The following is a 13865-nucleotide window of genomic DNA, read 5'->3' on the forward strand; positions in this document are numbered from 1 at the left end:
GAGAGGGTGGGGGCCGCATGACAGACGCGACAGACGTGACAGCGGCGAAGCAGACGATATCCGGGCTGTCGGACGGCATGCCGTCCGACAGCACACCGTCCGGCGGGACGCCGGCCATCGAGGCCGTGGGACTCGGCAAGCGCTACGGGCGCGACCGGTGGGCGCTGCGCGACTGCGAGTTCACCGTCCCGGTCGGCCGGATCTGCGGCGTGGTCGGTGCCAACGGGGCCGGCAAGAGCACCCTGCTCACCCTGGCCGCCCGCCTGATCGAGCCCACCGAGGGCGAGTTGCGGGTGTTCGGCGAGGCGTCGAGCACCCCGGAGACGCGGGCCAGGGTCGCCTGCGTCACCCAGGAGAAGCCGCTCTACCCCTCCTTCACGGTGGCGGGGACGCTGCGCATGGGGCGCGAACTCAACCCGGGCTGGGACGAGGAGGCGGCCCAGCGGGTCGTCGAGATGGGGGAGTTGAGGCTCGACGCCCGCGTCGGCTCGCTCTCCGGGGGCCAGCGCACCCGGGTCGCGCTCGCGCTCGCCCTCGGCAAGCGCGCCGACCTGCTGCTGCTCGACGAGCCGATGGCCGACCTCGACCCGCTCGCCCGCCACGAGCTGATGGGCGTCCTGATGGCCGAGGCCGCCGAACGCGGCACCACGATCCTGGTCTCCTCGCACATCCTGCCCGAACTCGACGGCATCATGGACCACTTGCTGCTGGTGCAGGCGGGCCGGATCCGGCTGTCCGGCGACCCGGAGGAGATCCTGGACAGCCATCAGCTGCTCACCGGCATCGCCGACGGGGCGGAACTCCCCGCCGGGGCCGCCGTGGAGCGGAGGGTCAGGGGCCGCCAGGTCACCGCGCTGCTGCACACCGGTGAACCGGTCGACGGGCCTTGGGAGTCGGTCCGGCCGAGCCTGGAGGAACTCCTGCTGGCCTACCTCCGCACCCCGCTGCCCCCACCCGCCACCGCCCCCGATCGCGAGGCCGCCGCATGAGCACCAGCACCCTGTCCGGCCCGGCGACCCCGCCCCACCAGGCCGCCCCGCCGGCCGCGAACGCCGGCTCCGCCCCGGCCCGCCGCAGGCGCGGGCCGAGCGGAGCGCTGTGGCTGGTTCTGCACCAGAACCGGCCCGCGATCCGGTCGGTGGCGATCCTGCTCGTCCTCGTCTCGGTCGTCCTGGTCGCCATGCACGTCCTGATCCAGGACCGGATCGGGGCCATGCAGCAGTCCTCCTGCTACACCCCGGCGTCCTGGGAACGGATCGAGTGCCGGGTGCAGCTCGGCCGGGTCGAGCTGCTGACCCGGATGTTCACCGACATCCTCCAGCCCGCCGTCACCGCCGTCCCGCTGCTGATCGGCATGTTCCTCGGCGGGCCGCTGCTCGCCCAGGAGTACGAACGCGGCACCGTCCGGCTGGTCCTGACCCAGTCCGTCACCCCGCGCCGCTGGCTGCTGACCCGGCTCGCCGTCCCCGGCGTGACCGTCCTGGTGGCGACCGCCGTGCTGTCCACGCTGACCAGCTGGGTGTGGTGGTCGGACGTCTACCACGGTCCGGTGGCCTTCGACCCCCCGTTCCAGGGCTTCACCTACCCGGTGCTGGGCCTCGCCCCGGTCGCCTGGTCGCTGTTCGGCCTGGCCCTCGGCGTGCTGGTGGGGCAGCTGCTGCGGCGCACCGTCGCCGCCGTGCTGGTCAGCGGGGTGGTGGTGGCACTCGCCCAGGCGGTGATGGTCGCCTGGCGGCCGTTCTTCTGGCCACTGGTCGAGGAGGAGCAGCCCTACAACAACAGGATGGGCGGGTTCGTCAAGCCCGCCGGTGCCTGGCTGGTGGAGCACGGCGTGGTGCGCGCGGACGGCACTCGGATGATGGACGACGAGTGCTTCGAGGTGGCCAGTGCCTGCAACGAGGCACCGACCTCCTGGGGTCAGTACCACCCGGTCTCGCACCTCGTGCCGATCCAGCTGGTCGAGGCCGGTCTGCTGCTGGTGCTCACCGCCCTGGTGGTGACCGTCGTCCTCCGCCGGCTCACCCGCGCCGGGGTCTGAACGGTCCGGCGCCGTCCGATTACGGTCTTCTGCCCGCGCGCCCGGCCCAGCAGACTGGGACGGCGTCACGGCCGATTGCGGTCTCCCCCGTCCCAGAAGGAGAACTGCGCAGCATGACCGGAACGACAGCAAGCACCGGCGCGACCGGTGAGACCGATGAGACCGGTGGGTCCGGAACGACCGGAACGACCGGAACGACCGCGAGGATCGCCGTCATCGGCGCCGGCCCCGCCGGCCTCACCCTCGCCCGGATCCTCCAGGTCCACGGCATCGCCGCCACCGTGTACGAGCGCGAGCCCGACCGGGACGTCCGCGGCCAGGGCGGGACCCTCGACCTGCACGGCGACACCGGTCGGCGCGCCGTCCAGGAGGCGCGCCTGACCGAGGAGTTCTGGGCGAAGGCCCGGCCCGAGGGTGCCGAGTTCCGCATCGTCGACAAGCACGGCGCCGCCCCCCGCGGCTTCGGTGCCGGGCCCGCTCCGGACGCCGCCGCTGCGCCGGGTCCTCCTGGCGCCGCGGACGGATCGGGTGCGCCGGGCGGGGCCGACCCGGGGGAGAGCCCCGAGATCGACCGGGGCGATCTGCGCGGACTGCTGCTGGACTCGCTCGCCCCCGGCGCCGTCCGCTGGGGCCACCGCCTCGACCGCGCCGAGCCGCTCGGCGACGGCCGGCACCGGCTGCACTTCGACAACGGCGCCGTCGAGCACTGCGACCTGCTGGTCGGCGCCGAGGGCGCGCACTCCCGGGTCCGCCCGCTGCTCACCCCGGTGGAGCCGCACTACACCGGCGTCAACCTGGTCGAGCTGGGCATCCCCGACGCGGACCGGACCGCCCCTGGGGCCGCCGCCGCCGTGGGCAACGGCAGCCTGTTCGCGTTCCACGACAACAAGGGCCTGGTCCTCCAGCGCAACAGTGACGGCCGGATCCGCGTCTACGCCTTCTTCCGCAGCCCCGAGGACTGGCTGCGGGTGGCCGGCCTCTCCGCGCACGACCCGGCGGGCACCCGCGCCGCCGTCGCCCGGCACTTCGCCGACTGGGCACCGGAGTTCCGGGACGCCCTGGCCGCCTGCGACGACACCCTGCGCACCCAGCCGCTGGAGATGCTGCCGGTCGGCCTGCGCTGGTCGCGCCGCCCTGGCGTCACCCTGGTCGGGGACGCGGCGCACCTGATGTCCCCGTTCGCCGGGCAGGGCGTCAACCTCGCGATGTGGGACGCCGCCGAACTCGCGCTCGCGGTGGCCCCCGTGCTGGCTCCACCGGCCCGCTGGGAGGCTTCGACCGCGGCCGCCCTTGAGGCCGCCGTCGAGGGCTACGAGAAGGCGATGTTCGAACGGGGTGCGTTCTGGGCCGGCATCTCCGCGTTCAACCACGACCGGGTGCTGGCCCCCGACGGCCACGAGAACCTGCACCTCATGGCCGGGCCGCCCACCGCTCCGGACGGCGCTCCGGGCGGTGCTCCGCCCACAGCTCCGGACGGCACTCCGGACGGCGCGTAGAGCCCAGGCCCCTGCCGCTGCCCGGGTCCCGGCTCAGGACCCGGTGCAGCCGCAGGACCGCCGGACCACCATCCGGGCCGGGAACATCCGGGCCCCGGCGGTGGGCGCCGGCTCCCCGTCGGCGCGCACACCGAGCACCAGGTCGACGGCGGCGCGCGCCATCTCCTCCTGCGCGGTGGCCACGCTGGTCAGCGGCGGGCCGGCGATCACGGCCTCCGCGATGTCGTCGAACCCGGCCACCGCGAGGTCCTCCGGCACCCGCAGGCCGAGGTCGTCGGCGGCCCGCAACAGGCCGATCGCCTGATCGTCGGTCGCGCAGAAGACGGCCGTCGGCCGGTCGGCGCGCGCCAGCAGCGCGAGCGCCTCCCGGTGCGCGCGGACGCGGTCGAAGGGCGCGCCGACCAGTCGGCCCTCGGTGGTGAGCCCGGCCTCGGTGAGCGCGGCGGCCCAGCCGGCGGTGCGGACGGTGACCGGGTCGCTCGGGCTGAGCGAGAAGGTGCCGCCGAAGCAGTGCACGGTGGCGTGGCCGTGCCCGAGCAGATGGCCGACGACCTCCCGCGCCCCGCCCTCGTCGTCCGCGACGACCGCGATCCCGTGCTCGGTCTCGGCGCGGTTCTCGGCGCGGTGGTGCAGCAGCACGACCGGCGTCCCCTCCGGGGCGTCCGCCCGGGCGACGCCGGGGGCGGACGGGTCCTGGGTGACCAGGATCAGGCCGTCCACCTGCATGCCCAGGAAGGCGCGGATGTAGTGGGCCTCGCGCTCGTCGGCGTAGTCGGAGTTGCCGATCAGCAGCAGCCGCCCGCGCTCGGCGGCGGCCCGCTCCACGGTGTGCGCGAGTTCGGCGAAGAAGGGTTGCCGGGCGTCCGGCACGACCATGCCGATCAGGTCGGTCCGCCGCCGCGCCATGGCCTGCGCGACGCGGTTCGGCCGGTACCCCAGCTCCTCGACGGCGGCGAGCACCCGGGCCCGGGTCGCGGCCGCCACCGGCCGAGGCCCGTCGTTGATCACATAACTCACGACCGCCGTCGACGTCCCCGCCGTCCTCGCCACGTCGTCCCGCGTCACCCTTGCCATGCCCGCGAGCCTACACACCGGCACCGACGGGCCCGGCCGTCGTTCCACCGGCCGGACGCCGCGTCGGGCCGTCAGTACATCTGGTCGGCGGTGACGTCCGCGGAGCGGCGCAGGGCCTGTTCCGCCGGTGCGCCGCGCAGGGCGAGCAGGGTGAGCGTCAGCGCGTCCACCACCGTCAGGTGGGCGATCCGGCTGGCGGTGGTCTCCAGCCCGAAGACCAGGTCCTGGCCGCCGGCGACCAGGGTGTGGGTGGCGGCCTCGCCGAGCGGGGAGCGGGCGTAGCTGGTGACCGCCACCACCGCGGCGCCGTTGCCGCGGGCGTGGCGGGCGGCGTCGACCACGGTGCGGGTCGCCCCGGTGTGGCTGACCGCCAGGCAGGCGGAGGCGGACGTCAGCTGGGCGGCGGCCAGTTGCGCGGTGCTCGGGTCGGCGGGGGCGTCGGTGCGCAGGCCCAGGGCGCGCAGCCGGTAGGCCGCGTCCAGGACCACCGCGCCGGAGAGCCCCTCGCCGAGGACGAGGACGTGGTCGGCGGCGTTCAGTGCCTCGGCCGCCGCCCGCAGCTCGTCGACGGCGAGCGTCGTGGTGATCCCGTCGAGCGCCTCCCGGGCGGCGCGAACGGTGTCGGCGAGGGCGCGGGCCGCCGGGTCCCGGGTGTCGGACGTGTCCGGCGCCAGGGCCGGGGCCTGGCGGACGGCCGCGATCTTCAGCTCCTGGTAGCCCCGGAAGCCGAGGCGCTGGCAGGCGCGGACCACCGAGGACGGCGCCGTCCCGGCGAGCTCGGCGACATCGCTCACGCTGAGGCCGACCAGATCGGCGCCCCGGGCGAGGACCACCTGGGCGACCCGCTCCTCGCTGCCGCGCAGCTCGCCCAGCCGGGCGCGGACGTGGGCGGCCAGCTGGGACTCCAGCGGAGAAAAATCGGAATGCTCTTCCATGGATCAAGTGTAACGTGGAACCGGATTCCGGCGATCGGTGCTCCACCGGCCCGTCGATCCGTCGATCCGTCGATCTGTTGTTCCGTCGTTCTGTTGTTCCGTCCTTCGGAGGGGAGCCCCGCCATGGCAGCCGCCGCCGTTCCCGTGGCCGTTCTGACCGCCGCCGTCCTGCACGCGGTGTGGAACGGGCTGGCGCACCGGATCCAGGACAAGCTGGTCGGCTTCACCCTGATCAACCTCGCGTACACCGCGTGCGCGGTGGTCCTGGTGCTGCTCAACCCGTTCCCGGCGGCCGCCGCCTGGCCGTACCTGCTGGCCTCGGTGGCGATGCAGGTGACGTCCCAGCTGCTGCTCCTGCGCGCCTACCAGCTGGGGGACTTCGGGCAGATGTACCCGATCGCGCGCGGTTCGGCGCCGCTGCTGGTCGCGGTGCTGTCGGTGGCCCTCCTCGGCGAGTCCCCCGGGGCCGGGGAACTGCTCGGGGTGGCCGTCATCTCCTGCGGCCTGGTCGGGCTGGCCTTCGCCAAGGGGATCCCGGGCCGGGCCCAGCTGCCCGCGCTCGCGGCGGCGCTCGGCACCGGGGTGATGATCGCCGCGTACACCGTGTCCGACGGCGGCGGCGTCCGGCACGCGGGGACGGTCGGCGGCTACGTCGCCTGGCTGTTCCTGCTCCAGGGGCCGGTCCTGGCACTGATCGCCCGGGTGCGGCGCGGGCCGGGGCTGTTGGCCGGGGCCGGTCCGGCGGTGCCGTTCGGGCTGCTCGGCGGAGTGCTGTCGCTGACCGCCTACGGGCTGGTGGTGTGGGCGCAGTCCCGGGGGGACCTCGCCACCGTCGCGGCGCTGCGCGAGACGAGCATCGTGATCGCCGCGCTGATCGCCGCCGTGGTCTTCCGGGAGCGCCTCGGGCGGCTGCGGATGGCGGCGAGCGCGGCCGTGCTGGCCGGGATAGCCGTCCTGGAACTGGCCCGCCCCTGAGGCCGGTTCCAGGACGGCGGGGGCGACTCCGCGCGACTCAGGGGACGACGACCGTCAGCGAACTGTGCGTCGTCGTGAAACCCAGCTCCTCGTAGAGCTGCCGGGCCCGGTTGCCCTCGGTCACGGCCAGGCCGATCCGGGCGGCGCCACCGGCGGCGACCTCGGCGACGACCCGGCGCAGCAGGTCGCGGCCGAGACCGGGGTAGCCGTGCGACGGGTGGCGGAACACATGGGCGATCCAGGGCAGGCCGTCCCAGTCGGTGAGCACGGCACCGGCCACCACCCGGTCGGTACCGTCCACGACCAGGGTGCTGGCCGGCAGCACGGGGCCTATCACCTGCCCGGAGAGCAGTTCGGCGAGCCTCCGCACCGAGGACCGATCGTCCTGGCCCTCGTCCGGGCGGTGGTCGGGGTGGCCGGGGCCGAAGGCCGCCCGGGAGGCGGGCACGAGCGCCTCGGGCCCACGGTCGCAGGGAACGGTGCGGAATCCGTCCCGGAGCGGGGTGTCCGCCCAGCCCGCCCACCCCCCGGGCGGGGGAGCGTCGGTGAGGCTCCGGTGCATCGTGTGGCCGTGGCGCAGCACCGCGGCCCCCTGGCGCACCAGTTCCTCCCCGAGCCGGACCGGGCCGGAGACCACCCAGCCCGCCAGTTCCGTCCGCACGAAGGCGGCCAGGGCGGCCGGATCCGCGCCCGGGTCGACCACCTCCAGCCGGTCCGCCCAGGGCCGGCCCTCCCGTTCGCCCCGCTCGAACCGCACCACCGCGACCCCGTCGGCTCCGTACCCGTACTGCCAGTCGTTCCCGCCCTGCGCCACGCCGTTCGTCCGATCCTCGCGCCTCGGCACACCCCTCGGTGTGCCCTGTTGTCCGCCATGCTCGGTGAACGATCCGCCGGCATCAACCGACTGTCGGTCAACCGGCCTGCCGGGGCGGCGAATCGGGAGGGCCGTGGCCGAATTGTCGGTGGCGGCGCCTAGCGTTCCCGGTATGAGCGTTCCCGACGTCGTCCCGATCCTCCACGAGCCCGGCTACCGCACCGACACCATCGGCCGCTGCCGGGGCGGTCAGTTCTTCGCCTCCGTCTGCTACGCCGTCCCCGAGGGGTCGCCCGACCTCGACGGCGGGGCGTGGTACGCGGTGCTGCACCGGTTCGACGCGGGCGGGCGGCACCTCGGCTCACGGATCGAGGCGGCGCCGGAGGAGTTCGACACCGGTGCCGGGAAGGCCGCCGAGGAACTGCTGCGGGAGTGGCTGGACATGCTGCCGGAGCGGGAGTTCGGGGACATCGCCGTCGCGCCCTTCGCGGTGCTGGTCGACGGCTGCCGCTTCGGCCTGGTCGTCGAGCGGCACGGCGAGGACGCGACGGAGGACGACTGGGCCGAGCTCTACCCCGACGGCCTCGGCTTCCACGCCCCCTGGGACGGCGAGTACGACACCTGAGCCCCGCCCGTCCCCGAACCCGCCGTCCCGAACCCGCCGTCCCGAACCCGGTGGTCGGCGGCCCCCGGCCCGCTCAGTCCGCGATCACCGCCGCGCGGACGCAGAGGACGTCCGGCAGGTGGGAGAGCACCGGCGACCAGTGCCCGCCCTCGTCGTTGCTGGCGTAGACGTCGCCGGTCCGGGTGCCGAAGTAGATGCCGGCCGGCGCGAGGTCGTCGGTGCGCAGCGCGTCCCGCAGCACGACGCCGTAGTGGTCCTCGCCGGGCAGGCCCTCGGCGAGCGCCTGCCAGCTGTCGCCGGCGTCGTTGGTGCGGAAGACCCGGCAGCGGTGGCCCGGCGGAATCCGGTCGTCGGCGCCGCCGAGCGGGAACACGTACGCGGTGTCGGCGCGGTGCGGGTGGGCGGCGATCGCGAAGCCGAAGTCGGCGGGCAGGCCCTCGGCGATCGAGCGCCAGCTCGCGCCGGCGTCGTCGCTGCGGTAGACGCCGCCGTGGTTCTGGAGGTAGAGCCGGTCCGGGTTCACGGCGTCCCGGGCGATCTTGTGCACGCACTGGCCGAACTCGGGGTACTGGTTCTCCTCCGGCAGGAACTCGGCCCGCAGACCGGTATTGGAGGGCTCCCAGTTGCCGCCGCCGTCCTTGCTGCGGTAGACGCCGCCGCTGGAGACGGCGACCAGCAGCCGTTCCGGGTCGCGCGGGTCGCAGAGCACGGTGTGCAGGCCCTGGCCCCCGTAGCCGGCGCCCCACTCGGTGCGCTGCGGGTGGTCCCACAGCGACTCGACCAGGGTGAAGGTCTCGCCGCCGTCCGCGGAGCGGAACAGCGCGGCAGGTTCGGTGCCCGCGTAGACCACGCCCGGGGCCTCGGGCCCGGCCGGCTGGAGCTGCCAGACCCGGGTCAGCGAGGCGCCCGTGCGCTCGGGGAAGCGGACGGCCGGGGTGGACGGCTCCGACCAGCTCGCGCCGAGGTCGTCCGAGCGCCACACCGACGGGCCCCAGTGGCTGCTGTCGGCGCCCACCAGCAGTCTGGTCCGATCGCCGCGGCGGTCGACGGCGACCGAGTAGATCGCGTTCATCCGGAAGTGCGGCCCGCTGAACTTCCAGTCCAGCCGGTCACGACTGCGGCCGAGAAAGAGGCCCTTCTCGGTCCCGACGGCCAACAGCACCTCGGTCATTGCCACACACCACCCGGTCGGCGAAACGGCCCCCGCGGACACCCCTCCCCGGGCCAGTGTCCCGCCCTCGGGGGCCCGCCACATCTCGCCGCGCCGTGGCGGGTCGCCACCGGGCACCGCCCCGTACCCGGCGTCGCACCCGACCGCGCACCCGACGGAGCGGTGCCCGGGACGCCCGGGCACCGCTCCGTCGGGTTGCCGCCGACCGCCGCCGACCGCCGTCGGCCCCGTCGCCGTCAGCCCCGGCAGCCCTCCAGCAGCCGCAGCCAGACCTCGCTGATCGTCGGATAGGCGGGCACCGCGTGCCACAGCCGGTCGATGGGCACCTCGCCGACCACCGCGATCGTCGCCGAGTGCAGCAGTTCCGAGACGCCGGGGCCGACGAAGGTCGCGCCGACCAGCACCTCCCGGTCCAGGTCGAAGACGACCCGGGCCCGGCCGCGGTAGTCGTCGCCGTAGAGCGAGGCCCCGGCGACCGCGCCGAGGTCGTGGTCGATCGCCTTGACCCGCAGTCCGGCCCGTTCGGCAGCGTCGAGGGTCAGACCGACGGCGGCGACCTCCGGTTGGGTGAAGACCACCTGGGGCGCGCCGGCACTGTCGGCGGACGCGGCGTGCGCGCCCCAGCGCTCGGTGTCCAGCGGGCGCGCCTGGGCGCGGGCGACGATCGCCGCGCCGGTGATCCGCGCCTGGTACTTGCCCTGATGGGTGAGCAGCGCCCGGTGGTTGACGTCCCCGGCCGCGTACAGCCACGCGCCGTCGACGCCGAGCACGGTGCAGCTGTCGTCCACGTCGAGCCAGTTGCCGGGATGCAGACCGACCTGCTCCAGGCCGACGTCGGCCGTGCGCGGGGCACGCCCGGTGGCGTACAGCACCTCGTCCACGGTCAGCCGCCCGCCGTCGCCCAGGGTGAGCGTGACCTCGGACGGGCCCTCCGCCGGGCCATCCGCCGGGTCGGTCCCGTTCGCCCCCTCCGCCCCGGCCACCGCCCGCCGCTCCAGCGCGGTCACCTCCGTCCCGAACCGGAGGTCGACCCCGAGGTCCCGAAGACCGTCCGCGACCAGCTCGCCGGCGAACGGCTCCGTCCGGGGCAGCAGCGCGGAGCCGCGGACCAGCAGCACCACCTCCGAGCCGAGCGCCCGCCAGGCGGTGGCGAGTTCCACGCCGACCACCCCGCCGCCCACCACGGCCAGCCGCCGGGGGACGGCGGGAGCGCCGGTGGCCTCGCGGTTGGTCCACGGCCGGGCGTCGGCCAGTCCGGCCACGTCGCGCGGCAGCACCGGGCGGCTCCCGGTGCAGATCGCGACGGCGTGCCGGGCCACCAGCAGCCGCTCGCCGCCGTCCTCCGACTCGACCGTCACCTGCCGTTCGCCGGCCAGCCGGCCGTGGCCCCGGACCAGTTCGATGCCGGTGTCACGGAGCCAGCGCACCTGGCCGTCGTCCTGCCAGTGCGAGGCGAACGAGTCGCGCCGGGCGAGCACCGCGGCCGCGTCCAGCGTCCCGCCGCCGACCGCCTCCCGGGAACCGGCCACCGCGCGGGCGTCGGCCAGCGCGGCCACCGGGCGCAGCAGCGCCTTGCTCGGCATGCAGGCCCAGTACGAGCACTCCCCGCCGACCAGTTCGCTCTCCACGATCACCGTGCGCAGCCCGGCGGCGGCCGTCCGGTCGGCGACGTTCTCGCCGGTGGGGCCCGCGCCGATCACGATGACGTCGAACTCCTCGGGGGCGGGGGACTGGGGGGAGGTCATACGTGCTCCTCGCTGCTCTGGATCGGTGCTGTCGTTCGGGCGGACGGCGCGGGCCCGCAGACGTTCCGGTGCTCCGGCGCCGGAACACCGTCACGCCATGGTGCCGTCCTGCGGTGCCCATCCTGCGCCGACCGGACCGCCCGGCGCAGCCGAACACGCGGGCGAAGCGCCGGTCCGGACAACCCCTTCACACCTCGGTGGCCGCCGCACCGCACGGAGGTACGGTGCGGCCGTCACCAGGTGCCAGGGCACGAACTACCCGAGCTCGGCCAACTCCGCGAGCGCCGCCGCCGTTTCGGCCGGCCGGGAGAACATCGGCCAGTGCCCGGTCAGCACCTCGCGCAGCTCCCACTCCGCCCCGCCGAGCGCCGCGAAGTACGGGTGCCCGGCGGCGATCATCTCCCGGACCTGTGCCAGCGGCATCGTGCAGGAGACCAGCGCCTTCGGCAGCTTGTCCGCCCCGCCGGTCAGCCGCACCGGCTCGTAGAGCGTTCCGGCCGGCTGGGCCGTCGCCCGCTCGCGGAACCGCGCAAGCCCGGCCTCGTCGATGCCCTCCACCGAGGCGCCGTCGGAGGCCAGCACCTCCCAGGACGGCAGCGGCAGCCACTGGCCGTCCACCAGCGTGGCCTCCAGCGTGGCGCGGTAGGCCGGGTCCCAGAGGTCCGCGAGCACGACACCGTCGTCGAGCGGGCCGGAGTCGAGGTAGACCACCCGCCGGATCCGCTCCGGCACCCGGTCGGCCGCGCCGGACACCGCGATGGTGCCGCCGCTGTGCGCCACCAGGATCACGTCCCGGAGGTCCTCGCGGACCAACAGCTCGGTGAGGTCGGCGACCTGGGCCTCGGTGCCGGTCTCCGCCGCGGGCTCGCCGGCCCGCTCGGCGAGCCCGGGCAGGGTCACCGCGTGCACGGTGTGGCCGGCGGCGCGCAGGGGTTCGGCCACCTCCTCCCAGGCCCAGCCGCCGAGCCAGAAACCGGGGACGAGTACGAAGGTGCTCATGATGGGACGGTCCTCTCTGGAATGCCTGTGGTGGGCGCGGGCCCGGTCCTGACCGTCACCCGGGCCGCCCGCCGTGACACCGACCCTAGAATGGCAACCGGACAGAACTCGACCGGATTTGTCGCCGGTTCGATCATCCGGGCGCCCGCGTCGCCGGCCGCCTCGTCGTCCACCCGCCTCGTCGTCCACCCGGCCCGCCGACCGTCCGGGCCGCCGACCGTCCGGCCGATCGGCAGAACAGGAGCGGAACACCGTGGAGCACCCGGTCAGCCGCATCCTCGCCCTCCTCGAACTGCTCCAGGCCCGCCCCGGCCTCACCGGCGCCGACCTCGCCGAGCGGCTGGAGGTCGACGTCCGCACCGTGCGCCGCTACGCGGCCCGGCTCGCCGAACTCGGCATCCCCGTCCAGGCCGAGCGCGGCCGCTACGGCGGCTACCGGCTGCTGCCCGGCTACCGGTTGCCGCCGCTGATGCTCACCGGGGACGAGGCCGCCTCGGTGGTGCTCGGGCTGCTGGCCGGCCGCCGGTCCGGGCTGTCGGTGGGGGAGCAGGCCGGGGAGTCGGCCCTCGCCAAGATCCAGCGGGTGCTGCCGCCGGCGTTGCGCGACCAGGTCGCGGCCGTCGAGCAGACCCTCGGACTGACCGGCGCGCCCGCCACCGGCCCCAGCCCGGCCGCCTCGGCGCTGTTCACGCTCGCCGAGGCCGCGCGCCGGAACCGCCGGGTCCGGCTCGACTACCGGGACCGCGCCGGCACGCCCAGCGAGCGCGAGTTCGACCCGTACGGGCTGGTCTTCCACTCGGGCCGCTGGTACACCACGGGGCTGGACCACCGCAGCGGCGAGCAGCGGACCTTCCGGCTGGACCGGATCCGCTCCGTCCACCCGGGCGAGGCCGGCTTCGAACCGCCCGCGGACGCCGACCCGGTGCGGCGGGTCCTGGAATCCCTCGCCTCGGTGCCGTGGCAGCACGAGATCGAGGTCGTCCTGACCACCGGCCTGGACGAGGCCCGCCACCGCCTCCCGCCGACCGTCGGCACGGTCACCCCGACCGAGGACGGCAGGGTGCTGTTCCGCGCCCGGGCCGAGCGCCTCGACGGCATGGCCGTGCTGCTCGCCGGTCTCGGCTGGCCCTTCACCGTCCGCCGCCCCGCCGCCCTGCGCGACGAGGTCCGCGCGCTCGCCGCCCGGCTCGCCGACTGGACGGAGGACGGGCCGGCCGACGGCTGAGCGGCCCTCCAAGCGCGTGCCGGTCCGCCGAAGAACGCGACGGCGGGCCCCGGGGCGGACGAACCACCCCGGAGCCCGCCGTACGGGCGACCGGCCGTCAGGCCTGCGGAGCGCCGTTCTGCTCCGACGCCACCTTCCGCTTGACCTCGTCCATGTCCAGCTTCCTGGCCTGGCCGATCAGATCCTCGAACACCGGCTCGGGCAGCGCCCCGGCCTGGGAGAAGACGAGCACGCCCTCCCGGATGATCGCCAGCGTCGGGATCGATTGGATCCCGAACGCCGCGGCGAGCTCCTGCTGCGCCTCGGTGTCGACCTTGGCGAACACGAGGTCCTGGTGCCGCTCGGCGGCCTTCTCGAAGACCGGCGCGAACTGCCGGCACGGGCCGCACCAGGCCGCCCAGAAGTCGATCAGGACGAAATCCTTGCCGCCCTCACCGGGGACGATCTCGTCGAAGTTCTCCTTGGTCAGCTCGACCGTGCTGCTCATCTCGCGATTCCTGCCCTTCCGGTGGTGGCGGTCCAGGCCGTGTGCCCATCTGCCCCCGGACAACGGCTGCTGTCCGCGCGCTATTCCGCGGACCCTACCGCGCGGTTCGTCGAGCGGAAGCGGGTCCCCGTCCGTACCGGAGGGTGTCAGGCACCGACGTGCCCACCCACCGACCGGGGAGCGGTCACCATGCGCAACACCCGCCGTACCCGTACCGAAGGCCCGACCGGTTCCGTTCGCGGGCCCGGACGCCTCGCCGTGCTCGCCGCCGCCGGGCTGGC

At 75.1% G+C, this 13865-nt stretch carries 13 protein-coding genes; 6 read left to right on the forward strand and 7 right to left on the reverse strand.

Annotated features, from left to right (window positions below; translation table 11 throughout):
- The first annotated feature begins 17 nt into the window (after positions 1–17).
- The 3 genes from VR45_RS25420 (at position 18) to VR45_RS25430 (ending at position 3534) form a co-directional block, all read left to right on the forward strand.
- Positions 18–989: an ABC transporter ATP-binding protein gene (locus VR45_RS25420; protein ID WP_353612715.1), complete on the forward strand. Its 972-nt coding sequence runs from the start codon at positions 18–20 to the stop codon at positions 987–989.
- Positions 986–2038, forward strand: a complete 1053-nt coding sequence (locus VR45_RS25425; protein ID WP_052709363.1) for an ABC transporter permease subunit — start codon at positions 986–988, stop codon at positions 2036–2038. Before VR45_RS25420 ends, VR45_RS25425 begins: the two co-directional genes overlap by 4 nt.
- Positions 2039–2151: 113 nt before the next feature.
- The gene (locus VR45_RS25430; protein WP_052709364.1) at positions 2152–3534 is read left to right on the forward strand and encodes an NAD(P)/FAD-dependent oxidoreductase; all 1383 of its coding nucleotides are present in this window, start codon (positions 2152–2154) and stop codon (positions 3532–3534) included.
- Positions 3535–3567: 33 nt separating this feature from the next.
- On the opposite strand, the gene VR45_RS25435 is transcribed toward VR45_RS25430, so the two are convergent.
- Both VR45_RS25435 and VR45_RS50160 read right to left on the reverse strand, forming a co-directional pair.
- Positions 3568–4608 carry a LacI family DNA-binding transcriptional regulator gene (locus VR45_RS25435; protein WP_045942159.1) on the reverse strand — a complete coding sequence of 347 codons (1041 nt, stop codon included), beginning with the start codon at positions 4606–4608 and terminating at the stop codon, positions 3568–3570.
- A gap of 71 nt (positions 4609–4679) precedes the next feature.
- Complete coding sequence (locus tag VR45_RS50160) at positions 4680–5543, reverse strand: MurR/RpiR family transcriptional regulator (protein WP_045942160.1); 864 nt, start codon at positions 5541–5543, stop codon at positions 4680–4682.
- Positions 5544–5666: 123 nt separating this feature from the next.
- On the opposite strand from VR45_RS50160, the gene VR45_RS25445 reads away from it, so the two are divergent.
- Positions 5667–6518 carry a DMT family transporter gene (locus VR45_RS25445; RefSeq protein WP_045942161.1) on the forward strand — a complete coding sequence of 284 codons (852 nt, stop codon included), beginning with the start codon at positions 5667–5669 and terminating at the stop codon, positions 6516–6518.
- 37 nt (positions 6519–6555) lie between these two features.
- On the opposite strand, the gene VR45_RS25450 is transcribed toward VR45_RS25445, so the two are convergent.
- A complete protein-coding gene (locus VR45_RS25450; RefSeq protein WP_045942162.1) occupies positions 6556–7332 on the reverse strand; it encodes a GNAT family N-acetyltransferase in 777 nt (258 codons plus the stop codon).
- Between the two features lie 172 nt (positions 7333–7504).
- Here VR45_RS25450 and VR45_RS25455 point away from each other — a divergent pair, with 172 nt between their 5' ends.
- Complete coding sequence (locus tag VR45_RS25455) at positions 7505–7957, forward strand: hypothetical protein (RefSeq protein WP_045942163.1); 453 nt, start codon at positions 7505–7507, stop codon at positions 7955–7957.
- Between the two features lie 73 nt (positions 7958–8030).
- Here the strand turns inward: VR45_RS25455 and VR45_RS25460 are convergent, their stop codons facing one another.
- The 3 genes from VR45_RS25460 to VR45_RS25470 form a co-directional block, all read right to left on the reverse strand.
- Positions 8031–9128: a glycosyl hydrolase gene (locus VR45_RS25460; protein ID WP_045942164.1), complete on the reverse strand. Its 1098-nt coding sequence runs from the start codon at positions 9126–9128 to the stop codon at positions 8031–8033.
- Positions 9129–9364: 236 nt separating this feature from the next.
- On the reverse strand, positions 9365–10873 hold the full coding sequence (locus tag VR45_RS25465; RefSeq protein ID WP_045942165.1) for an NAD(P)/FAD-dependent oxidoreductase: 1509 nt from the start codon (positions 10871–10873) through the stop codon (positions 9365–9367).
- A gap of 255 nt (positions 10874–11128) precedes the next feature.
- Positions 11129–11872, reverse strand: coding sequence for an alpha/beta fold hydrolase (locus VR45_RS25470; RefSeq protein ID WP_045942166.1), 744 nt, complete (start codon positions 11870–11872; stop codon positions 11129–11131).
- Positions 11873–12125: 253 nt separating this feature from the next.
- Between VR45_RS25470 and VR45_RS25475 the strand changes: the two genes are divergently transcribed.
- Positions 12126–13097, forward strand: coding sequence for a YafY family protein (locus tag VR45_RS25475; protein WP_045942167.1), 972 nt, complete (start codon positions 12126–12128; stop codon positions 13095–13097).
- Positions 13098–13194: 97 nt separating this feature from the next.
- Here the strand turns inward: VR45_RS25475 and trxA are convergent, their stop codons facing one another.
- Positions 13195–13620: a thioredoxin gene (gene trxA, locus VR45_RS25480; protein WP_286163482.1), complete on the reverse strand. Its 426-nt coding sequence runs from the start codon at positions 13618–13620 to the stop codon at positions 13195–13197.
- Positions 13621–13865: the final 245 nt, after the last annotated feature.

The sequence above is a fragment of the Streptomyces sp. NRRL S-495 genome, from assembly GCF_000966955.1.
Taxonomy (GTDB): domain Bacteria; phylum Actinomycetota; class Actinomycetes; order Streptomycetales; family Streptomycetaceae; genus Kitasatospora; species Kitasatospora purpeofusca.

Bases quoted from the DNA above. Each gene is read 5' to 3' on its own strand.
- VR45_RS25420 (WP_353612715.1), top strand. From the start codon at position 18: ATGACAGACGCGACAGACGTGACAGCGGCGAAGCAGACGATATCCGGG.
- VR45_RS25425 (WP_052709363.1), top strand. From the start codon at position 986: ATGAGCACCAGCACCCTGTCCGGCCCGGCGACCCCGCCCCACCAGGCC.
- VR45_RS25430 (WP_052709364.1), top strand. From the start codon at position 2,152: ATGACCGGAACGACAGCAAGCACCGGCGCGACCGGTGAGACCGATGAG.
- VR45_RS25435 (WP_045942159.1), bottom strand. From the start codon at position 4,608: ATGGCAAGGGTGACGCGGGACGACGTGGCGAGGACGGCGGGGACGTCG.
- VR45_RS50160 (WP_045942160.1), bottom strand. From the start codon at position 5,543: ATGGAAGAGCATTCCGATTTTTCTCCGCTGGAGTCCCAGCTGGCCGCC.
- VR45_RS25445 (WP_045942161.1), top strand. From the start codon at position 5,667: ATGGCAGCCGCCGCCGTTCCCGTGGCCGTTCTGACCGCCGCCGTCCTG.
- VR45_RS25455 (WP_045942163.1), top strand. From the start codon at position 7,505: ATGAGCGTTCCCGACGTCGTCCCGATCCTCCACGAGCCCGGCTACCGC.
- VR45_RS25460 (WP_045942164.1), bottom strand. From the start codon at position 9,128: ATGACCGAGGTGCTGTTGGCCGTCGGGACCGAGAAGGGCCTCTTTCTC.
- VR45_RS25465 (WP_045942165.1), bottom strand. From the start codon at position 10,873: ATGACCTCCCCCCAGTCCCCCGCCCCCGAGGAGTTCGACGTCATCGTG.
- VR45_RS25470 (WP_045942166.1), bottom strand. From the start codon at position 11,872: ATGAGCACCTTCGTACTCGTCCCCGGTTTCTGGCTCGGCGGCTGGGCC.